Source organism: Streptococcus sp. SR1, from assembly GCF_000526075.1.
Lineage (GTDB): Bacteria > Bacillota > Bacilli > Lactobacillales > Streptococcaceae > Streptococcus > Streptococcus halitosis.
The window spans coordinates 75,403-96,936 of sequence record NZ_JATR01000025.1; the positions used below are offsets into that span (position 1 = coordinate 75,403).

Here is a 21,534-nt window from a genome sequence, read left to right on the forward strand (position 1 = left end):
TCAAAACACATTGAAAGCTCAATATGCTTTGGTGGAATAACAAACCTCCCTGTTCGGGAAGCGTGGAATGGTTTAGCACGCTTCCACGAAAGGAGAGAGGATATTACTTAATTTCAAATGACAAAATCTTTGTAATCAGTCTGGTTTCCATTCTTCCACGTAAGACTTCATCAACGACCATACTTTGATTGCCATATTCATCTTTCATAAGTCGTAGGGAACGCTTCGTTATGTACCCTCTGTAATGATGTAGAATCTGGTTAATCGCTTCGGTATCGCCATCTGTTGCCTTTACAATGAGAGGAAAGGGAATCATAGGATATTGTGTTTTCATTCTTCAAATTCCTCCATAAACTTTTTAATTAAGGCTAGTCCACTGGTTCTATGCCGATAGACAGTAGAACGGTTCAATTTCAACAGGTCTGTAATTTCTGAATCGCTCATGTCCATAAAGTAAAACAGCAGTAGAATTTCACGTTTCTTGTCTGGCAACTCACGTAATGCTTCACTCAACAAATCATTTTCAACGCCTACTGATAACCCATTGAGTGTAAAAATCTGAAAGTCAGTTGAATAGTTATCTGTTGTCGCAAACTGGCTAACAAGATAATCGCCAACATCCGAAAAGGACACCTCACGCTTTGCAATCCTTGAAAGATAAAGCATATAATTCTTTCGCTCGTCTTCCATAGCACGTTTACAGATATAGTCAAACTGATTTTCTATTGTGGTCTGAAAAGAAGATGGTTTCATGTTTCTCACCCCCTTTCTGTCTAGGAAAGGAAGTGAGCCTTGCTCGTTTATCTCCTTTCACTCTTAGTCCCAATGTGAAAGGGGGATTTGTTGCATTACTGATAAATAAACTTTGTAAAAAAGTTCTGAATAGCCAAAAAAGCATATAAACAGATTTATTTCTCTGTTTACATGCTTCTGTTATTCTATCTATATGATTTATAAAACCACATTGGTGGACGTACTTATCTATTGCAGATAGACGACTTTTTTTGACAAGAACCCAATGTAAGGAAATTTATTGTATATGATGTACTTCATGGCGACGTTGACCTCCAACAAACCGCCATTTGGAAGTAATATACAATATTTTAACAGCGTAAATAGCACTACCATATAACGGTTTTTTTATTGGCGTTTAGTAGTGCTTTTTATTAAATATAAACCTATAAACCATATAACACGTTTTTCTATACCTGTTTTTAATTCAGTAGGAACAATAAAATGTATAGAGGTGGTCTACTATGCGTAAAAAAGAAGATAAATATGATTTTAGAGCCTTTGGTTTAGCCATTAAAGAAGCTCGATTGAAACGAGGTTTAACTCGTGAACAAGTGGGAGCATTGATTGAAATTGACCCACGGTACTTAACTAATATTGAAAATAAAGGGCAACACCCCAGCATACAAGTTCTTTATGACCTTGTATCGTTACTTCATGTTTCCGTTGATGAATTTTTCTTACCTGCTAATAACTTGGTAAAAAGCACCCGACGATTACAGATAGAGAAATACATGGATAGCTTTACAGACAAAGAACTATCCTTAATGGAATCTTTAGCCAGCGGTATCAACGAAGCAAGAAACATCGAAGACTAATTAAAAGAATCCATACATAACGGAAAGAGCCGATAAAATGAGATTGTATTAATCTCATTTTATCGGCTCTGCGTCTTTGCGTCTGGCTCTGTAATCACAGTTACTTTGAACTGCTTTATTTCAATTAAATTTTCTTGTCTGCATTTCGGACAATAGAGGGGGAATTTTTTTAATTCAGTATCTTCCCTTATCTTTAATCGTGTTTTATTTCCACATACAGGACATGTTGAGGCGGTAAGTTTGCTAGTCAAGGAGTAAAACGACGAAGATTAGCATTTACTTCCGCCCATGCGATAGCTGTCCGTGATTGACAAGTGCTAGCACGCAGACAGAACGGAGATAGCGAACCGCTGAGTGTGTCGCTCTGCTCGTAAAAGCTTAGAAACCTTTGAACGAAAGGGATAATGAAAGCCTTGATTGCAAGGCTTTTTGCTTTATGGTGGGTAAGTATCAGAGTGAGAAAATTTTTGGAATGAGTAGAAGTGATAGCTAGAAATTATCAGTTTCTATTTCCATTTACCCTGTGGGTACGTGTTTGTTTCCATTGACAAGGAGTTTGTGGGAATAGAAATGTACCCACCTTGTTTGAATCAAGTGAAGTGTAGTTGAAGGAAATCTGTTGAAAGCAATACTTCATTTTACCGAATAAGTAATAATTTAGGCAACTTCAAATCGATTAAAAAAAACTATTTTAAAGGTTAAGAGTAGACAAAAATTGTCCACTCTTTTTTGCAAACTCAATTTATCAATAAATGAAATGAGGGAATGTAAAATGAAATATTTTGAGGTTGAGTTAGAAAATCCTGATGAATTTTTAAAACTACAAACAGAAGATTTTGTGAAAGCTAATCGCTTGCTACTAAGGAAGATAATCCAGAGCGTTACAGTCTATGAAGAAAACTTCGTCATATCCTTTAAATCTGGCATCGAATTGGAAGTATGAGTCTCATTCCATAACTTTTATATTGAACATATCATCTTGTTGTGTTATACTATAAATTGATATAAACAAAGATGTAGGAGGAACCGAAACTATGACAGCCTCAATGCGTTTAAGATAAGCTGGCAATAAAAAAAGCAGAATCTATACCCGATGATAGGCTTTTTTGTTGTGCTTATTTATACGATATTGAGCATTCATTAGTTACGGTGAGGATATTGGTTATTTAACTATACCTTTATTTAACTATGTCTTTAATATGAATGTTTCCAAATTGTATGTATGCAGACCAAAAGCCACATTGTGGGGTTTGGCCTGCATTTTTTATTGCCTAGAATGCTATTCAAAATAGAAATTCAAGCAAAATAATATGCAGGAGATAATATAAATGGAAAAATACAACAATTGGAAACGAAAATTTTATGCAATATGGGCAGGGCAAGCAGTATCATTAATCACTAGTGCCATCCTGCAAATGGCGATTATTTTTTACCTTACAGAAAAAACAGGATCTGCGATGGTCTTGTCTATGGCTTCATTAGTAGGTTTTTTACCCTATGCGATTTTGGGACCTGCCATTGGTGTGCTAGTGGATCGTCATGATAGGAAGAAGATAATGATTGGTGCCGATTTAATTATCGCAGCAGCTGGTGCAGTGCTTGCTATTGTTGCATTCTGTATGGAGCTACCTGTCTGGATGATTATGATAGTATTGTTTATCCGTAGCATTGGAACAGCTTTTCATACCCCAGCACTCAATGCGGTTACACCACTTTTAGTACCAGAAGAACAGCTAACGAAATGCGCAGGCTATAGTCAGTCTTTGCAGTCTATAAGCTATATTGTTAGTCCGGCAGTTGCAGCACTCTTATACTCCGTTTGGGATTTAAATGCTATTATTGCCATCGACGTATTGGGTGCTGTGATTGCATCTATTACGGTAGCAATTGTACGTATACCTAAGCTGGGTAATCAAGTGCAAAGTTTAGAACCAAATTTCATAAGGGAGATGAAAGAAGGAGTTGTGGTTCTGAGACAAAACAAAGGATTGTTTGCCTTATTACTCTTAGGAACACTATATACTTTTGTTTATATGCCAATCAATGCACTATTTCCTTTAATAAGCATGGAACACTTTAATGGAACGCCTGTGCATATTTCTATTACGGAAATTTCCTTTGCATTTGGGATGCTAGCAGGAGGCTTATTATTAGGAAGATTAGGGGGCTTCGAAAAGCATGTATTACTAATAACAAGTTCATTTTTTATAATGGGGACCAGTTTAGCCGTTTCGGGAATACTTCCTCCAAATGGATTTGTAATATTCGTAGTTTGCTGTGCAATAATGGGGCTTTCGGTGCCATTTTATAGCGGTGTGCAAACAGCTCTTTTTCAGGAGAAAATTAAGCCTGAATATTTAGGACGTGTATTTTCTTTGATCGGAAGTATCATGTCACTTGCTATGCCAATTGGGTTAATTCTTTCTGGATTCTTTGCTGATAAAATCGGTGTAAATCATTGGTTTTTACTATCAGGTATTTTAATTATTGGCATTGCTATAGTTTGCCAAATGATAACTGAGGTTAGAAAATTAGATTTAAAATAAACAATATTGGAGGAATATTTATGTATCTTATTTTCATGTAACTCTTCCTGCTAAAATCGCAGGGTTTTCCCTGCATACAAGCAAATGAAAGCATGCGATTATAGACAGGAGGAAATGTTATGGAATTAATATTAAAAGCAAAAGACATTCGTGTGGAATTCAAAGGACGCGATGTTTTAGATATAAATGAATTAGAAGTATATGATTATGACCGTATTGGTTTAGTAGGAGCAAATGGTGCTGGAAAAAGCACTTTACTCAGGGTACTTTTAGGAGAATTAACTCCCCCAGGATGTAAAATGAATCGTCTGGGTGAACTTGCCTATATTCCCCAGTTGGACGAAGTAACTCTGCAGGAGGAAAAAGATTTTGCACTTGTAGGCAAGCTAGGTGTTGAGCAATTAAATATACAGACTATGAGCGGTGGTGAAGAAACAAGGCTTAAAATAGCACAGGCCTTATCGGCACAGGTTCATGGTATTTTAGCGGATGAACCTACGAGCCATTTAGACCGTGAAGGAATTGATTTTCTAATAGGACAGCTAAAATATTTTACAGGTGCACTGTTAGTTATTAGCCATGACCGCTATTTTCTTGATGAAATAGTAGATAAAATATGGGAACTGAAAGATGGCAAAATCACTGAGTATTGGGGAAACTATTCTGATTATCTTCGTCAGAAAGAGGAAGAACGTAAGAGCCAAGCTGCAGAATACGAACAATTTATTGCGGAACGTGCCCGATTGGAAAGGGCTGCGGAGGAAAAGCGAAAACAGGCTCGTAAAATAGAACAGAAGGCAAAAGGTTCTTCAAAGAAAAAAAGTACTGAAGACGGAGGGCGTTTAGCTCATCAAAAATCAATAGGAAGTAAGGAAAAAAAGATGTATAATGCTGCTAAAACCCTAGAGCACAGGATTGCGGCCTTAGGAAAAGTAGAAGCTCCGGAAGGCATTCGCAGAATTCGTTTCAGGCAAAGTAAAGCATTGGAGCTCCATAATCCATACCCTATAGTCGGTGCAGAAATTAATAAAGTATTTGGGGATAAGGCTCTGTTTGAAAATGCATCTTTTCAAATTCCGTTAGGAGCAAAAGTGGCGTTAACTGGTGGTAATGGAATCGGAAAAACAACTTTAATCCAAATGATCTTAAACCATGAAGAAGGAATTTCTATTTCGCCTAAGGCAAAAATAGGTTACTTTGCACAGAATGGTTACAAGTACAACAGTAATCAGAATGTTATGGAGTTTATGCAGAAGGATTGTGACTACAATATATCAGAAATTCGTTCAGTGCTAGCATCTATGGGGTTCAAACAGAACGATATTGGAAAAAGTTTATCTGTTTTAAGCGGTGGAGAAATTATAAAATTGTTGCTTGCTAAAATGCTCATGGGTAGATATAACATCCTAATAATGGATGAACCCAGTAACTTCCTTGACATACCAAGTTTAGAGGCTTTGGAAATACTAATGAAGGAGTACACCGGAACTATCGTGTTTATCACCCACGATAAACGATTACTCGAAAATGTAGCAGATGTAGTTTATGAAATTAGAGATAAGAAAATAAATCTGAAACATTAAATTTAAGGTAGTCGCTGGTCAGTATAGTCTGTTCTGGTTGGCGACTCCATTGTTAAAGAGTATAAAGACTTTAGATTTTATGAATATTAAAAATAGGAACAGTCAATTGAACTGCTCCTATTTTTCTGCTAAATATATTGTAGTTTTCTTATATGTATAATGATAGATTAGCGGATTCTCATCTACGGTACTTACTTCAAATATGAAGAAGTGATCGCGGTTATCTCTGGACTTTTCCTTATTGAGGACAAAGTAATTCTTACGTGAAGTCGCCATTGTTTTTAGGATATCATCAGTTAGGAAGGTCAATGGAATATTCATGTTAGAGTAGCGGTAGAAGTCACGTTCAAAATCTTGGTAGCTCTCGCTATAATAGTCCATTTGTAGGTGATTACGCTGAAACTCAAGCTGATTCATAGAGCACCTCCTCGACAAGTTCAATACTAATAATGTCTTTTAATTTCAAATTGATGTGACCTGTTGTAGTTTTTATCAAAATGAAATCTTTGGTCAGACTTGGTATTGTTCCAGTGTAGGAAACACGCTTGTTTTTTTCAATCACTTGAATGCGTGTGCGTAGCTGCCCGGCGTATACTTGACTGAGGAGTAATAATTTCTTCTCTAGTGATAAGTCAGACATGTACGTTACTTTGTTTGTATCATCAGAGAGTGCTGATGCATGTTCAGATAGGAAAAAGCCCATCCATTTTTGCATCTTTGTATCCTGGTACTCTCTTGCTGATTGAAATGGTAAATATGAACGGTCAATCATATCAAATCCTTTCTATGCAGAGGCAAGGGTATTTTTATCAAATTGAATCGTAAAACCTTGAATTCCCCCACCTGTGTAACATTCTTTAAAGCGATTGATTACCTCAGTATAGATTATCACAGATGAGCTTGTTGGCTTAATGCTAAATGTAAATTCCAATGGTAATCGGTTTTCAGATTTAGCATGTACTAGTCGTATCGATATTTCAGTTGTTTTGAGTTTTCTCTGACGAAGTTTTGAAGTTGCTGTTTCAACGATTCCATGTAAAAATCTTTCAAGCATTTCAATATCATTACATCCTTTGCTACGGATTTCTGAAAATTGTACTGTATTTTTTTCTTGTTTCATTTTAATCCCTCCAATCCACCCGCGGAATGACCACCGATAAGTTTACTGCGTTCAATATTTCTGGAACCTTCAGTTAGGACGGTTCCTTTTTGTATGGCTAAAAAACCAAACTGTTCTCTGACAACATCAATAGCTGTCTGAAGTCTATTATCTTTTTCAATTTGTTCTACATCATCAAAGAGTGATAGTAGAGTATAGCTTTCATCTACGAAGCCACTATAAGATACACCAATTTGTCTCACTGCACCAGAGGTGTATTTTTTCGGAATAATACAAGTACATGACTCACCATTGTTTTGGGGAGATTTGCGGGTTCAATTTTATTCTGAGCATTTATAGATTTTTTCATCTCAGTCCTAGAATAGCCAATATGAATAGAAACGACAGTAGTCAATACTAGGGCTACTGTTCCGTTCCACAGTATCATTTAAAAATCATTTTCACACCCTTTCGTCTATTAGTATAGAAGAAAGCTCTCAGCACACAATATCCACTTGTAGTTTATAATAACTATCTCCTCCTTTACACTTTAATTCAAATCTTTATTAAAAAATATTTCATCTTATTTAACAAGAAACCATATTTATATAACAACATAAAATACACTAAGTTATTTTATTGAACATATATCGTACTTTATCTATCCGACTATTTGGACGACGGGGCTGGCAAACAGGTTCACCGGTAGTAACATGGTACCCTTTTAACTCTGTTAAACAAACACTACGTCCATTTGTAAAGAAAGTTAAATCACTACGATATTCTTGAATACACCGAGCAGGGATTTCTCCACTAAGAATGACCTCATTATTTTTCAATTGAGTGTCTACGATGTTCGCACAATATTTAGGAGCATCGGTGTATGCTCGTGAAAGATATTCCTGTGGCGCATAAATTTTAAAACTAAGATATGGCTCTAACAATTCTGTTCCAGCTTTTTTTAAGACTTGTTCCAATACAATAGGAGCAAGCATCCGAAAATCTGCTGGGGTACTAACAGGGCTATAGTATAAGCCATACTTAAAACAGATTTTACAGTCCGTCACATTCCAACCATACAATCCTTGTTCACAGCCATAGCGTATCCCTTCCATAACTGCATTTTGAAATGATTGATTTAAGTATCCAAGAGAAACCGAGCTCTCATACTGCATTCCACTTCCCAACGGAAGCGGTGATACAGATAAACCAATGGAAGCCCAGAAAGGATTCGGTGGAACTTCGATGTGAATGGTATACTCTGCTTTTTTTAACGGTCTTTCCATATAAATGACTGTAGGCTCTTTTATTTCTATCTCCACATGATACTTTTCTTGCAGCAGAGCACAAGTCACTTCCATTTGTACTTTCCCTAAGAAAGAAAGTATGATTTCATGTGTCGCAGAATCCACATAATATCGCAGAAGCGGGTCACTGTCGGAGATTTCTAAAAGTGCATCAAGTAACATTTCCCTTTGTTGAGGTTTGCTCGGTTCAACAGTCGTTTGCAGCAGAGGGAGGGGATTTTCAATTCTCTCTCTCTGTGGCAATAGCTTTGTATCTCCAAGAACACTATTTAACTTCAAAAACTCATTCTGCAAAATAACAATTTCCCCGGAATAAGCCTTATCGATTTTACATAATTCACCATTTATTGAAGTATACATTTCTGTAATTTTTATTTTTTCCTTTTCCGATATTCTAACCGAATCTCGCAAATGCAGTACGCCACTATAAAGACGTATATATGCAAGACGCTGTCTTTTTTCCGAATACTCAATTTTGAAAACTTTTCCGCAAAGTTCAGACTGACCTCGATGTGTTGATGAATAAAATTTATTCGTAATCACTTCTATAAGGTTATCAATCCCTATATTGTTTTTTGCACTTCCGTGATAAACAGGGAACAGAGAACAATTCTGAAATCTTATGCTTTCCTCTTGTTCGAGTTCCAATGCTTCTAATGATTTACCGGACATATATTTCTCTAAAAGGTCATCGTTTCCCTCTATTACCGTATCCCATTGTTCAGATTCGGTAAAGTTCGTCACACACATATTAGGATACAGTTCTACCTTCTGTTTGATTACAATTTCGGCAGAAAGTTTCTCTTTAATATCCTGATAAACCGTTGATAAATCAATTCCATTTTGGTCAATCTTATTGATAAAAAAGATTGTGGGAATCCCCATTTTCCTAAGTGCATGAAATAATATACGAGTTTGTGCTTGTACGCCATCTTTTGCAGAAATCAGTAGAATTGCCCCATCTAAAACTGATAATGAACGATATACTTCTGCTAAGAAATCCATATGTCCTGGCGTGTCTATGATGTTCACCTTCGTATTTTCCCACTGAAAAGAGGTTATTCCTGTCTGAATTGTAATTCCTCTCTGACGTTCTAAAAGCGTATTATCCGTCCTCGTTGTACCTTTGTCCACGCTTCCTAATTCTGTAATCGCTCCACTGTTATATAATAAGCTTTCTGTTAAGGTAGTTTTTCCTGCATCAACATGAGCTAAAACTCCAATATTAATAATTTTCATGTGATTTTCCTCCATTCAAAAACCCAAAAGGGCATAAAAATCCCAGTGATAAATACTTTTATCACTGGGATTTTTATGCATAACCATAGGTATACAAAGCATACAGATATTCTCTGGATACTTTAGAATCACATGATAAAGGTATTCTTAAACTGGGTACAAAAAACTAAGCCCTCCTAAAAAAGGACATCCAATTATTTGTTCCCACTATCAAATTGACAGTTTATTTAAGAATACCTTGCCGCATATTTATTAACTCCTTTTAAATAGATACTTAAATTATAGCACGTAAGAGCATATTTGTAAAGGAATCTCCAATTTTTTATCAAAGAGAGTACGTGATTACAAAATAGCTGTAATAATGTACCAATATTTGTTATTCTATAATCTTCCAATTACTCCCGTTCTTTTCAAGTACCAAATCAAATTGAGATACCTGCGTTGCTTTGGTCTGCTGGTCGATATACTCCACTGTCAGCGATACCGTGACTTGATTATCCTTACGATTGTGAATAGGATTTACCAGTTCTTGAAAGATGTACTCTTTTCCGATTGGTTTTAATATCCCGTCATTCACATAGTAGGAAAGTTCACTGGCTGTCGCTGTAGGATAGAGCTTGAAGAACGTCGTTAAAAACTCATTGATTTCATTGGTTGTAATGGAATCAACCGTCCCCTCACTTTCAATGGCTTTTGGTTTATAACTTGATTTCTTAGGTATGTTGGTAATGGTCGGATTCTTAACCAGTACCATATTTCCAGAACCATCTACATAGACACTCACTATATAAGCAGAGTGGACGGTCTTTGTATTTTCTCCCTCTGTAATGAGCTGGTCTACACTGTAGGTTACATTAAACTCATTGTCGCCAGTTGGCTCTACCGTCCATATCTGAAATCCTCTTACAGAAGACGATACAGGAATATCTTTGCGTACTGTATCAACATTGAGAGCTTGAAGTTCATCTGTCAGATAGCCTTTTAGACTTTCCATTCGATTATCAATGGACTTATCGGATTGCTCCCATGAATAGTAGACTTTCGCAAAGTTCTCTACAAAATTTTCTACATGATGAGTATCAACGTATTCCTTTTCTATGATAGTTGTTTCGTGAATAGTATGAGTATCTATAGCTGTAAAGTGCTTGAATATCGCAAAGCTGAAACTAAGCACTAAAAGTACCCACAAGGCAATCACAACCTTTTTATGAGGATTGACCTTATAGTAGACACGAGGTTTCTTTTCCTTTGGTATCTGTTTTTCTTTATTCTGATTTTTTCTAAATTTCATCATTAAATCTTCCTTTCTCATTGTTTGATTCGTCCTGCTCCCACTAAATGCTGTTGCCAGTAGGGGCTTGTTAAGTCGGCATAACCGATTGGGTCGCCTGCATGAAACATACGGTTATTGCCAAGGTATATCCCAACATGAGTAATATAAGAGCCAGCGTTATAGGTAGAATGAAAGAAAACCAAATCGCCAGCTTGTGCTTCCGATAGTGGGATATGCTGGGTCACATCATATTGCTGTTGTGCGGTTCGTGGTAAGTTAATTCCAGCTTTTCCATACGTCCATTGTGTCAGTCCGCTACAATCAAAAGAAGTAGTCGGGGAAGCTCCACCGTAAACGTATCGCCAGCCCTCATATTTCAGTGCTTCGTCCATGATGGCTTGTACCGTATCATCATCAAACTCTGTTGTGACAAGATATTGCGTTACCAGTTGCACATAAAACATATTGCCATAGTTGTATCGCCAGCCCCCATTGATAGGTATGGCTATGGGATTGGGGTAAGACACTTTTTCGCCACCTGAATACTCTTTTGAGAAACTTTGAGCCAGTTCAAAGGTATATTTATTTCCACGATTAGCCACATACCCTAAGAAACCACCACCATAATTGTAGGACTGGATAACCGATTCTAAATCTACACTGAGCCTTTCGCTACTGGCTAATAATTCACTGAAATACTTCACACCTTGCTTAATGGATTCTTCTGTACTCAATGAATTAGGTGGAAGACCGAGGGATTCCGAGGACTGCATAACATCTTCCGCAGTACCGCCCGATTCCACCTGTATAATCGCAAGAAGTATGTTGACATATTCTTCAACGCCATATTCTTTGGCATATTTTTCTACCATAGGCTTATGAGCCAGCACTTCTGCGGAAACATTCACACCTCCATAATGAATATTGGAAATTCCGCTGTCCTGTTCATCTGAAAATAAAATGGCAACAAACAGAAGCAGTGAGAAGACCATCAAGAATAATCCAGAACCACCAATCACTAAAGTTTTCAACTTCATGGTTTCTTACCGACTTTCTTAATGGTGGCGGTTTTGATTGGTGGTCTACTTCTTGTATTTTGTAGTGGTACTCTTTGAACAGTAGACGGACGTTCTTTTGTGATTGGACGTTGTGAAGTTCTATCTGCTGTAGTGGTTGAAGTTGCTGGCTTTTGAACGGTTTTTTCTTGAACGGTATTGCCTTGGCGTTCCACTTTTGGACTTGAAAAATCGGACTTAACTGCTGGACGCTCTTGTTTGGCTTGTTGAGATTCCTTATATGAAGTCTGAATATTAGACTGTTTTGAGGTCTGTTCATCATGATATTGTTCTTGTCTTGTAGTCGGTCTTTCATGAACAGAAGAAGCAGGCTGTTTTTTCTGTTTGACCTGTTCCATTTCAGAGCGACGCTTCGCAATGGTTTTTCGCCTTTGTTCCTGCTGTTCCTTGCGTCCACTGGCTCTGTCCGCTTTGGTTTGAGAAATACTACTGGTTAAATCACGGACATTCTCTTTTACTTTGGATTTTCCTTGATATACTGCATATCTTGCATTGGTCGGCAAATCTTTAACCTGTTCTTTCAAACCACTAGCAGTGTCTACCATTCTGTCTTTGGTATCAGCTACTGTACCGATGGTTTGACCGATACGTTTTCCAAGTGTTGATTTTTCCTTTCCGTCTGGTCGGGAGTGATCTGCTTGTGTCCTTGCAGAACTCCCCGAACCCGACTGTCCTTTTTTACCTGTAACAATGGCAGACCCAGCCCCTAGAGTAGTCATGGAACGTCCAAGTTTCCGCTGTAGACGGTGCATGTGAGCGTGCATAAGCATACGAGGTTTTCTCATCACACGACTTCCCACACTTTGAGAATCGTTACTCTGTAGAGAAAACATACTCATTAAATCGCCCAGCTTGAAGTAGATTCCTGCAAAGGTCACAATCTGTAGAAAAGCAATCAAAAAGAACGGATAACCAGCCGATAAGGTATAGAGCATGGTTGAAATACTAAATGCTGTCGTAATAATCAATGTGATTCCAGCTCGTGTCAAAATGGTATTAAAGAGCTTTGTTATGGCTCGTTTTGACATACCATCAAATGATGGAATCATGCTTAAAATAAAGCTCACAGGCAGAAACATAGCATAGATGATAAAAAGTACCTGCGAGAAAATCATGATTCCTGTTAATAGGAATACAAATATGGAAATCCCAATATTGAAGACAAATAGGAAGAAGACTGTACCTAAACGGTTAATGGTCTTTGTAATGGTTAGATTGGTATTGCTTCTGTCTTCAATTTCTTCCGCAACAATTTTTTCTCTGTCTTCGCCATTGTTGGAATCTGGGCTGGTGGAGAGCAGGCTTTCCACACGGTCAATACCGATACTTTCAATGTCTGAACTGTTGTATTGAAGCAGTAGCCACGGTTGCTGAACCTGTATGGAAAACAGGCTATCTCTGATTAAGTCCACGCTGTCCTTGCCTTGACTATCGGAATGGGGCATGACAATCTTCGTGCCAAGTGATAAACTGGCATTACTGATGTCTGATGAAAAGTCATTGATTTTTTTAATGTAGTCGGGAGCGTAGGCAATAAAGGAAGCCGATAGGATAAACACCAGCACAAAATTCATAATGGCATGAATTGCCTTTGTGGTTTCTCTCTTTATCAGTCCCGTATAGGCAACATAAACCCCAAGAACCAAAATCAAGAGTAAGAGGAATCCAACATAGAAACCCTCTGTTGAAAATCCGTTTGCACTCACACCAGCTAAGGTCTGCATATTCTTACCAATGGAATCTGCTGTAGCGGAAATGAAGTCTAAGGAATAGGCTTCCTGTACTAAGTAACCTGTCGCATTGGAAACATACAAACTGATTGTCCAAATAAAATTGGTAATGGCATATAGTCCATACATGACCTGTTTTCCAATCCCGTCCGACCAGTTCCACGGAAGCCAGCCCCAGCTATTATCCACATAAAAATCCAGTTGATAGTTTTCAAGTGGGTATCGGCTGTATTCATTTGCCACATTGACCGTATCATCTACCAAGCCCGCAGCTTGAACCACCGTTCCCAGCATGGCTAAAAGAAAAATGGCAATCACAAGTGTGAAAGCCACTGTCATTGCCACTTTACCTAGACGTTTCAGCGTCCAGTTTGATTTTATTCTGTTTACTATTGATGGTTTCACATTTACACCTCTTTTCGCACAGGTGGTCTGGTATCAAAGGCATGGAGCAGTTCTTCAAATACAGGGTGGAACTGTATCACACCGACACGACCATATAAATCACTGATAAGGCATTGCCCGTTTTCCAAATCACGCAATCGCTTCTGATTGTTTTCGTCCTCTGGGTCTACACCAAAAAAGGCTAAGGTCTTTTTAATCTCGTTAAGGTCAGTGGAACGAAATGCAAATTTTAAGCCGAGGTTATTTTTCAGTTTTTCATCTAAGAGGTCGTCTGTATTTTGGGTCACGAAATATACCCCAGCGTTCATAGCACGACCAGCCCGAACCAGCTTCATAGATAGTGTTTTTCCTTGTGCTACCTGTAAAAAGCTCCATGCTTCGTCTAAATCTACAATCTTGAAAATGCTTCGGTCTGTATGGATAAAGTCTAAAGCAAAGGTACTAATGACAATCAGCATAGCAACGGATAAAAGCTCCATAGTGGTATATTCCTCAAAGGAAGTTTCCTTGTCGGGAAGTACCAAGTCCGCAACCTGTATAATGTTCAGTTGTTTTTCTAAGCTGATAGACTGCTCCACATAACCATTACTGAATAATAAATGTGCAAAGTCATAGTCTGTAAAACTTTCGATATGGTCGGCTATACTGGTACTTAGTGGCGTATTCTCAACCCGTAATTCCTCAATCACTTTCATCAACCCTCGTACTTCACTATTGGTTACTGCACGAATGGCTTTTCTAAGGATTGGGAAGCGTTCCCCATCACGAGAGGAAATCCCCGTAAGGAATGTCAGAATATCAATAGCCAGTGATTCAGAATCTTTGGGATTTTTCATAATCACATAAGGGTCAAGTAAGCCTTTGTTTTTCTCATCAGAAGTCAGAGTGACGATATTGATTTCATGGGAAATCTCTGGCAAGGTTTCTTTCCATCTGCCACGTTCTGCTTTTGGGTCTACAATCACTGCTTGTGCCCCATAAAGCACCGCATAATAGACGATAAGGTTATTCGCAAAGGATTTACCACCACCCAGCGAACCAACAAAAGCCGACGCTAACGCATTGGTTACTGAACCCTTAACCCCTTGACTGGCAAGAGCAGGTTTCAGATAGACATTGCGTCCAGTATCTAAGCTGTAGCCAACATAAATCCCCTCATTTTCCCCCAGCATTTGAGTAGCACCAAAACCTAAACCAGCGAGGAAATCAGAGGTCACGTATTGAATATAATCATTCATATAACGCTTGCTGGCAGGTAAAAATTCTTCATGTAAGCCGAGCATATCCCCAAATGGTCGTACCAGTTTTACGCTTAAATCGTCATAAAAATCTTTCACTTCATTACAACGACGTTTGAGTTCGTCAAGATCATTTGCTGATACCCTTACCACATAAGACAGCTTGTACATAGATTCCTTGCTTTGGTCTAAATTGGTTTCCAGCTCATTCACACTTTCCAGAGCTTCCGCCACATTGGAGCTGGTTTCATTATCACTTTGCCAAGCGTGGTTATCCAAGTCTTTCAGTTCTTTCTTTTTATTGCGGACAGTAGATAGGGCTTTACGATTCGCTACAATTTCCACATTCATTGACGTATCAATCGGGAATGTAAATTGCTGTTGCTGGTAGTAGAAGATTTCAGAGGACGGGAAGTCCAGTTCTCCGACAATGCTGTTAATGGTAAAGTAAGCTACATAGACGGTTTCATCTTCCTGCTGGATTTTCAAATATCGCTGTTTTTCTTCCACCAAACAGCGAGTAGGCTTAATCAAGTCATAGTATTTAATCAGCGTTTCATTATCCAGCTTTTTCTTTGATAGATGGTACTCATACTCTTCATAGGCAGTGCCTGTCTGTCCGTAAAGGTGTTCAATCAGATAGCCGAAGTCGTCCTTATCTAACCTGCGGATTTTGAAACGACGAGAGATTTTATTTTCTAAGAGCTTTTCCATCTTCTGAAAACGCAGGATTTCATCATTACTCATACTAACAAAATCGTCCATCAGCTTATGGTTCACATCATAGACAAAATCAGACAAAGCATTTTTTGCTTCAACGGTAAGACTTTTCATAGAAAACTCCTGATCGTTGAGAAGCAACTTAAAGCCGATAAAGAAACGGTAGTTCACTTGATTTTCGCCAATCATGGATATTAAAGCGTCTGTCTGTTGGTCGATTTTGTCATAGGCAACCGCTTTGAGCTTGCCAGTGACTTCATTTTTGGAACGCTCTTGTGCAGAACGTATGCTGGATTCTGTACTGATTTGTAAAGCATGAATTTTGCCATCACGATTTTGTGCGATAAGCTGTCTGAAAGAATCATGCACTTGTATTTTCTGTTCTGGACTTAGAAATGAGTAATTGTAAGGAACAAGCTCATAGTAAGCATAACATTCCCCGTCTTTATTCCAGACGAGATTGTTTTCAATGTATTTAATTGGATATGCCATAAAATTCACTCCTAACTGCTGTAATGGCTTCTTGTGGCTGGTTTCTGCCAAGCGTTACTTTTTTTCCTGCATAGGTCAGCTTTGGTCGCAGTGCATAAGCAATGACAGACTTCAAAAATCCATAAGGCTTTTTACCATCAAAAGTTTTTGTAGACATAAACCATGTGAAAGCCACAGGAATCCCAAAGTATTTGAGAAATGCTCCCTCTATCATGGAAAGAGGGGGCAAGTTGCCAAGTATCATCACTGCAAAGAGTGACACGACAAACCATGTCATTTGCGTAAAGGTTATGGGAAACGGAAGTCTAAAATCATTGATAGAATACAGTACCTTTTCCACAGACCAGATACTGGTATAGCTTCGTATTTTCTTCATGTAATCAATCCTTTCATAAAAAATAGGGGTAGCTGATTGAGCCACCCCGTAAAATAGAAAATCTGCCAGTAGTAATGTACCGACAGATTTAATAGACGATTTCAAAAATCCCATGATTGGTTGAGATAAACGTTCCTGAAAGGTCTAAATCCCGACCATAGGCTTGATAATCAATATAGTTTTGAAGACTAGCTGGTACTTCGCCTAAAGCACCCGTTTCTTCAATGTAGTAGCGTGCCACGTCATACATATCATCACAATCGGAATGAATGATAATATCCTCTTGATGTTCGCTTAGTTCTTCAATGCTTGAAAAATGAGTGAGCAGAGCAGATAGCTCCGATTGTAATTCTTCGGGTAATTCCGATACCATTTCCCATAGTCGATTGAGTTCGCCAATGGAAGTGTATTCGTCAACCGTAAAGGGTAACTCGTAGTCATGAATGGCGTATTCCTCATATTCATCATTCAAGCCGATTTTCTCTTTGACTTCCTCAAAGTCAATGGGAAAGGTAAACCACGCACCGACCAATTCGCCCTCATTGTATTTGCCTAAATTCGCAATATAGACTTGCATATCGTCCATATATTCACGTCCTTTCTTTGTAGAGATTCAAAAATCCCTACCGCACTTCGTTTGGTGTACCATTCCTTTGCGGAACATAAGAAAACCACTTATATTCCACAAAAGAACGGTTTTATTTAAGCACCAATAATGCGATTGAATAGCTCTAGTAAAATGTCTTTTACTCCAGCAGCGTTGAAGACTAAGCCAACCGCAATAATCGCAATAATTAAAAAGCCAATCAGTTTGCTAAACTCACGCTTGAAGCCAAGATACAAGCCAATCACAACGATTGCTAAAAGCACCAGTGATTGAGCGTTTGATAGAAACCAGTTATAAAGGTTTTGTCCAAAATTCATAAAAATGTTCTCCTCTCTATATTCAATGAATTTGTATTTGAGTTATTTTTTTGTTGTTATCACGTCCTGTTCTTTTACTGACTGTTGCTTCAAAATCTGCTTGTGTCGGTCTGTCAGTTTCGCATGGTCGAGAATGTCTTTTACAACCTGCGTCTGGTTGATTTCATCAAGTTTAATCGCAACCTTTAAGGTCGGGGCAACTTGATGAGATAGCCAGTTCAGCGTCCTTTGGAAGGAGTAAGGCTCTGGTTTTGTGGTTAGTTTTAATCGTTCACGATTGTTCCCAATAAACCAAGCCCATTCTTCATTCAGTTTCCAATCAGAACGAGGTTTGGAATCGTCTTTATCTACAAAACGGATATACCGATTGATAATTTTAAAGGCGGTATGCTCTGGATTGTCATAGACGAGTAAATCACGGACTGCATAATAGGCACGCTCATTTTTCAATCGAATCTCAAAACGGTTTTTTACTTCTGCGTCTTCAATGGGAATATCATTTTTCTTGTACTGCTCGTAGTCCTTTTCATAGATACAGAAATAAACTTCACTTTGTAATGAACCGATATAGAGGGTGTTTCCCATACATTCCTTTTCCTCTTTGCGTACCAGTTCGCCACTGCGATAGCTTTTAAAACTGCGGAAGACGGAGATACATTCTTCCTGTTGGCACTTTTCAGTGAGTACAGGGATATTCAAAATCCCTGTCTTATCGTTAATGGCAATGTCAAGGCGTTTCATCACACCGCCAGCCACCAAAACGTCCATAAAGAACTCATACCAGCTTCTTTGTTGTGCCAGAAGATAGCTTTCAAATTGTCTGCACCCACGACCTTTCAATTCCACCAGAACTCCTTTGTCCAGTTCATGGGAGCAAAGGACGAATATGTCGCCTAAAGCATAATGCTCTGAATAAGAATAGAAACCATAGTCCTCATGAAGAAAATAGGACAGTTTCAGTTGTAAGATGTTTTCGACCACCTGCTGTACGTCTGTTGTCGGAAAGCGAATCCTTACATAATCAAACAGCATTTCAAGGGGAGCGTCGGGATTGAAGCGTTCCAGAGCTTCCCAAAGGGACTGCTGTAAATCCTCTGGTGGCTTGACTTTTCCTGTTTCAATATCGCTTAGATACTGCCTTGTAATACCAGTCGCAACAGCTAAACGGTTTTGAGATAGTCCATAAGCCAAGCGTTTTTCTTTTAAATGCTGTAACCAAGTTTGTTCATTCAGTAAAAATCCCTCCAATCAAAAAGGCGTATGTCAACTTTTAAAGCCCATTTGACATACGCTGAAATTTTGTAAATCCCTTGTAACCAAAGGATTTTCTAATGTTTTTTTGACTGTTTCCTGTCGATTTGTACCCCCCTGTTAGAAATAGTGGGAAAAATTCAAAAAAAGCCCTTTAAAATAAGGCTTTTTAGATACTTTTCTATTTTTTGGTAGCTCTTTTGGTAGCTAAGTAGACTTAATCAATAAAATCATTTGATATGAGATTGAGTTTATCAGTTAGTTCGGTATCTGCGTTGGGGTATAAATGACTATAAATGCTAAGTGTTGTTTTGACATCAGAATGGCCTAATCGTCTTTGGATATATAGGGCATTTACATTATATTCATTAATAAGCAAAGATGCGTGGGAGTGTCTCAAACCTTTTGGTTGAATGTATTTAACACCAGCACGTTTAGAGTATTTTAAAATTTGGTCTCTAATACTACGTTTACGATATGGAACTCCGTCGGGCGACAGAATGAATGGTATTTTATCGACTTTTTCTTGTCTTTCTTTCCACTCCTTAAGAACCTTTAAAGTATTATCATCGAGTCCAATAGTACGCCGAGAGCTTTCAGTTTTTAGCTTGTTACGGCGCTCCCAGTTTTCACGATTTATATACTGTAAGTTGTGATTGATTGCTAGTGTTTTCTTTTCAAAGTCCACATCTTCCCAATAAAGAGCAGTCGCCTCATTTACACGCATTCCCGTAAAATAATAAAGCCAAAGGAGTGTATAAATAAAATGCTCAAAATAACTCTCTTTATCAAGGGATTGTATTACTTTTTGAAATTCATCTTTTGTCCAAAAGTCGATATGTTTTTTTGTTATTGGAATAGGACTGATATTACTTGTAGGTATTTCATGGAAAATTAACCCATACTTTTTTGCGGTTTTCAAAACTTGATTAAGTAATGCCATTTTGTTTCTTGCGTATGAATTTGAATATTTTTCTAATAAACTATTTCTATAATTTATTACATCATAAGTTGTAATTTCTCTAGGTTTTTTCTTACCAAAATATTGAATAAATTCATCAAATATAATTTGACGTCTTCGTTCGAGGTCTGGACTTGTAGTAGCATAATAGTTTGGTATAAATACTTCGTCCATAAATTGTTTAAACGTCCACTGAGTGTGCTTAATTCCACCTTTTTGATGCACTTTATTTAAAGCCCTTGTTCGTGCCTCAAAGGCTTCTTTTGCGGTTTCAAAACCACGTCTGCGTTCTTGATATGGTTTACCAGTAGCTAGGTCAACTCCAGCTTTAAAATAATAAGTATATTTCCCAGTTTTATCGTCTCTAGTAACACCAGTATATCTAGTTTTTGACATGTAGTTCCTCCAATCCAAGAATTTCTGATACAACTGATACGGGAACGGTTCCGAGCCCTTTATTGTTATAGAAATCGAAACCACGTTCAACCATAATGTGTTTTGCTTGTCGTAAAATATTATAAGCAGTCCATTTTGAGAACCCTAAGTCCATAATATCTTGTACTGTCATAGTGAGTTTATCGTTCATAAAATATCTTCTCCTTTACTAGTAAGTTCAATGAATTCGCCTATTAATTGTTTTAATTCATTGTTTAATCGTGGTGTTTGTTTTTTAAGTGCATCTTGAAGCTCTAAAGAAAATGAGTTACTATCAAATGCTTTTAGGTGTTTTCTAAGCCTAGTTTTTTTGACTCTTATAGTGTTAGGTTTTAGATAGGGAAATAATTCGGGTAAAAGAGCTGGTGCATGGAGAAAGATATAAGCAAATGCCTTGCTATCATCTGGAACACTTGAAAGACTAAAAAAACTAAAATTCTCTAATCGTTTAGAAATCTCTGAAATGGTTTCTGCGTTTATAGCCTTTGTTCTAAGTTGAAACTCCAACCGCCACCAAAAAGGTTTACTCTCGATATTCAATTTATCGGCTCTTTTATGACTTAATACCTCTATGTTCTTATCGTATAAACGTACTTGAACATTACTACCACTAGCACCCCAGTATTTACTTTCTATGTTTCCTCCTCTACCATAGAATATTTTATGACTAACTCCACCTTTGATATGTTGTAAAAAGACTATTTCTGGTCTGTTAAAGATATCAAAAGCAAGGTCTAAACGTGATAGTCTAACATCTAATCCATTTAATCGAGCATAATTCATAATCTGTCTCCATACTTGAAGACCTCCAAATTCTTTAAGCGAGTTTGGGTTAAAGTCTAAACGTATGACTTGATAACCACCATAGGTTGATAATTGGAAGAAAATTAGATTAATACTATCCTCATTTATCATTTTATAAAGTGTAAAATAATCTTCTCTTAGATTTGCTTGAATGCTAAATTCTTGAATAATAGAATCGATAGAATTTCTTAATTCCCAAAATATACGTCTTAGTGAACAGTTTTCTCTATCAAGGATTACTGTTAGTCGGTCAATACTGATATAAATAGATTTTTCTAGTTCTGATAAATCTACTCGACTTTGATATTCTCGTAGTGCTTGAAGGTTATTTTTCATCTGTAACGCCTCCTTTCTATAATTGCTAAATGCGTAGGTCAATGTTACTATTGAGTTTTGCTGACGACACGTTACTTAGGACGTTGCCTTAAGTGTATCTGTTTGCTGGCTGTTAGAAACGCCAGCTTT

23 protein-coding genes and 1 pseudogene are annotated in these 21,534 nt (G+C 37.7%); 4 read left to right on the plus strand and 20 right to left on the minus strand.

Annotated elements, in window-relative coordinates; all coding sequences use genetic code 11:
* Positions 1-103: 103 nt before the first annotated feature.
* Together HMPREF1518_RS09070 and HMPREF1518_RS09075 are read right to left on the minus strand one after the other, a co-directional pair.
* Complete coding sequence (locus tag HMPREF1518_RS09070; RefSeq protein WP_000857133.1) at positions 104-334, minus strand: helix-turn-helix domain-containing protein; 231 nt, start codon at positions 332-334, stop codon at positions 104-106.
* A complete protein-coding gene (locus HMPREF1518_RS09075) occupies positions 331-753 on the minus strand; it encodes a sigma-70 family RNA polymerase sigma factor (protein WP_016399599.1) in 423 nt (140 codons plus the stop codon). The genes HMPREF1518_RS09070 and HMPREF1518_RS09075 overlap by 4 nt, the downstream gene beginning before the upstream one ends.
* A gap of 503 nt (positions 754-1,256) precedes the next feature.
* Here HMPREF1518_RS09075 and HMPREF1518_RS09080 point away from each other — a divergent pair.
* Positions 1,257-1,610, plus strand: a complete 354-nt coding sequence (locus tag HMPREF1518_RS09080; protein ID WP_001227347.1) for a helix-turn-helix transcriptional regulator — start codon at positions 1,257-1,259, stop codon at positions 1,608-1,610.
* A 59-nt stretch (positions 1,611-1,669) separates the two neighbouring features.
* Here HMPREF1518_RS09080 and HMPREF1518_RS10760 read toward each other — a convergent pair whose 3' ends face one another.
* Positions 1,670-1,861 carry a cysteine-rich KTR domain-containing protein gene (locus HMPREF1518_RS10760; RefSeq protein WP_001860868.1) on the minus strand — a complete coding sequence of 64 codons (192 nt, stop codon included), beginning with the start codon at positions 1,859-1,861 and terminating at the stop codon, positions 1,670-1,672.
* A 521-nt stretch (positions 1,862-2,382) separates the two neighbouring features.
* Between HMPREF1518_RS10760 and HMPREF1518_RS09090 the strand changes: the two genes are divergently transcribed.
* From HMPREF1518_RS09090 to msr(D), 3 genes are all read left to right on the plus strand, one after another.
* Positions 2,383-2,553: a hypothetical protein gene (locus tag HMPREF1518_RS09090; protein ID WP_000873143.1), complete on the plus strand. Its 171-nt coding sequence runs from the start codon at positions 2,383-2,385 to the stop codon at positions 2,551-2,553.
* Between the two features lie 385 nt (positions 2,554-2,938).
* Positions 2,939-4,156 carry a macrolide efflux MFS transporter Mef(A) gene (gene mef(A), locus HMPREF1518_RS09095; RefSeq protein ID WP_000417519.1) on the plus strand — a complete coding sequence of 406 codons (1,218 nt, stop codon included), beginning with the start codon at positions 2,939-2,941 and terminating at the stop codon, positions 4,154-4,156.
* A gap of 119 nt (positions 4,157-4,275) precedes the next feature.
* Positions 4,276-5,739 carry an ABC-F type ribosomal protection protein Msr(D) gene (gene msr(D), locus HMPREF1518_RS09100; RefSeq protein ID WP_000420313.1) on the plus strand — a complete coding sequence of 488 codons (1,464 nt, stop codon included), beginning with the start codon at positions 4,276-4,278 and terminating at the stop codon, positions 5,737-5,739.
* Between the two features lie 117 nt (positions 5,740-5,856).
* Here the strand turns inward: msr(D) and HMPREF1518_RS09105 are convergent, their stop codons facing one another.
* From HMPREF1518_RS09105 to HMPREF1518_RS09185, 17 genes and pseudogenes are all read right to left on the minus strand, one after another.
* A complete protein-coding gene (locus HMPREF1518_RS09105; protein ID WP_001072467.1) occupies positions 5,857-6,156 on the minus strand; it encodes a DUF5960 family protein in 300 nt (99 codons plus the stop codon).
* Complete coding sequence (locus HMPREF1518_RS09110) at positions 6,143-6,511, minus strand: hypothetical protein (RefSeq protein WP_000567222.1); 369 nt, start codon at positions 6,509-6,511, stop codon at positions 6,143-6,145. The genes HMPREF1518_RS09105 and HMPREF1518_RS09110 overlap by 14 nt, the downstream gene beginning before the upstream one ends.
* Positions 6,512-6,523: 12 nt before the next feature.
* The gene (locus HMPREF1518_RS09115; protein WP_000806926.1) at positions 6,524-6,859 is read right to left on the minus strand and encodes a DinB/UmuC family translesion DNA polymerase; all 336 of its coding nucleotides are present in this window, start codon (positions 6,857-6,859) and stop codon (positions 6,524-6,526) included.
* A complete protein-coding gene (locus HMPREF1518_RS09120; protein ID WP_001813542.1) occupies positions 6,856-7,101 on the minus strand; it encodes a hypothetical protein in 246 nt (81 codons plus the stop codon). The genes HMPREF1518_RS09115 and HMPREF1518_RS09120 overlap by 4 nt, the downstream gene beginning before the upstream one ends.
* Before the next feature lie 363 nt (positions 7,102-7,464).
* Positions 7,465-9,384 (minus strand): tetracycline resistance ribosomal protection protein Tet(M), encoded by a 1,920-nt coding sequence (tet(M), locus tag HMPREF1518_RS09130; protein ID WP_000691745.1) that lies wholly within the window; start codon positions 9,382-9,384, stop codon positions 7,465-7,467.
* A 15-nt stretch (positions 9,385-9,399) separates the two neighbouring features.
* Positions 9,400-9,447, minus strand: a pseudogene (locus HMPREF1518_RS11095) (hypothetical protein); the annotation flags it as partial.
* Between the two features lie 313 nt (positions 9,448-9,760).
* Positions 9,761-10,696, minus strand: coding sequence for a conjugal transfer protein (locus HMPREF1518_RS09135; protein WP_033585681.1), 936 nt, complete (start codon positions 10,694-10,696; stop codon positions 9,761-9,763).
* A complete protein-coding gene (locus tag HMPREF1518_RS09140; RefSeq protein ID WP_000769868.1) occupies positions 10,693-11,694 on the minus strand; it encodes a bifunctional lytic transglycosylase/C40 family peptidase in 1,002 nt (333 codons plus the stop codon). Before HMPREF1518_RS09140 ends, HMPREF1518_RS09135 begins: the two co-directional genes overlap by 4 nt.
* Positions 11,691-13,868, minus strand: a complete 2,178-nt coding sequence (locus tag HMPREF1518_RS09145) for a CD3337/EF1877 family mobilome membrane protein (protein ID WP_000804748.1) — start codon at positions 13,866-13,868, stop codon at positions 11,691-11,693. The genes HMPREF1518_RS09140 and HMPREF1518_RS09145 overlap by 4 nt, the downstream gene beginning before the upstream one ends.
* Positions 13,869-13,870: 2 nt before the next feature.
* Positions 13,871-16,318 carry an ATP-binding protein gene (locus HMPREF1518_RS09150; RefSeq protein WP_000331151.1) on the minus strand — a complete coding sequence of 816 codons (2,448 nt, stop codon included), beginning with the start codon at positions 16,316-16,318 and terminating at the stop codon, positions 13,871-13,873.
* Entirely contained in the window at positions 16,302-16,694 is a 393-nt protein-coding gene (locus HMPREF1518_RS09155; RefSeq protein WP_000723888.1) for a conjugal transfer protein, read from the minus strand. The genes HMPREF1518_RS09150 and HMPREF1518_RS09155 overlap by 17 nt, the downstream gene beginning before the upstream one ends.
* 88 nt (positions 16,695-16,782) lie before the next feature.
* Positions 16,783-17,280: an antirestriction protein ArdA gene (locus tag HMPREF1518_RS09160; RefSeq protein ID WP_000342539.1), complete on the minus strand. Its 498-nt coding sequence runs from the start codon at positions 17,278-17,280 to the stop codon at positions 16,783-16,785.
* Between the two features lie 116 nt (positions 17,281-17,396).
* Positions 17,397-17,618, minus strand: coding sequence for a hypothetical protein (locus tag HMPREF1518_RS09165; protein ID WP_001009056.1), 222 nt, complete (start codon positions 17,616-17,618; stop codon positions 17,397-17,399).
* A gap of 42 nt (positions 17,619-17,660) precedes the next feature.
* Positions 17,661-18,866: a MobT family relaxase gene (gene mobT / locus HMPREF1518_RS09170; protein ID WP_033585684.1), complete on the minus strand. Its 1,206-nt coding sequence runs from the start codon at positions 18,864-18,866 to the stop codon at positions 17,661-17,663.
* Positions 18,867-19,086: 220 nt separating this feature from the next.
* Positions 19,087-20,226, minus strand: coding sequence for a tyrosine-type recombinase/integrase (locus tag HMPREF1518_RS09175; protein WP_017771662.1), 1,140 nt, complete (start codon positions 20,224-20,226; stop codon positions 19,087-19,089).
* On the minus strand, positions 20,213-20,416 hold the full coding sequence (locus tag HMPREF1518_RS09180) for a DUF3173 domain-containing protein (protein ID WP_017771663.1): 204 nt from the start codon (positions 20,414-20,416) through the stop codon (positions 20,213-20,215). The genes HMPREF1518_RS09175 and HMPREF1518_RS09180 overlap by 14 nt, the downstream gene beginning before the upstream one ends.
* Positions 20,413-21,405: a replication initiation protein gene (locus tag HMPREF1518_RS09185; RefSeq protein WP_017771664.1), complete on the minus strand. Its 993-nt coding sequence runs from the start codon at positions 21,403-21,405 to the stop codon at positions 20,413-20,415. The genes HMPREF1518_RS09180 and HMPREF1518_RS09185 overlap by 4 nt, the downstream gene beginning before the upstream one ends.
* Between the last annotated feature and the right edge of the window lie 129 nt (positions 21,406-21,534).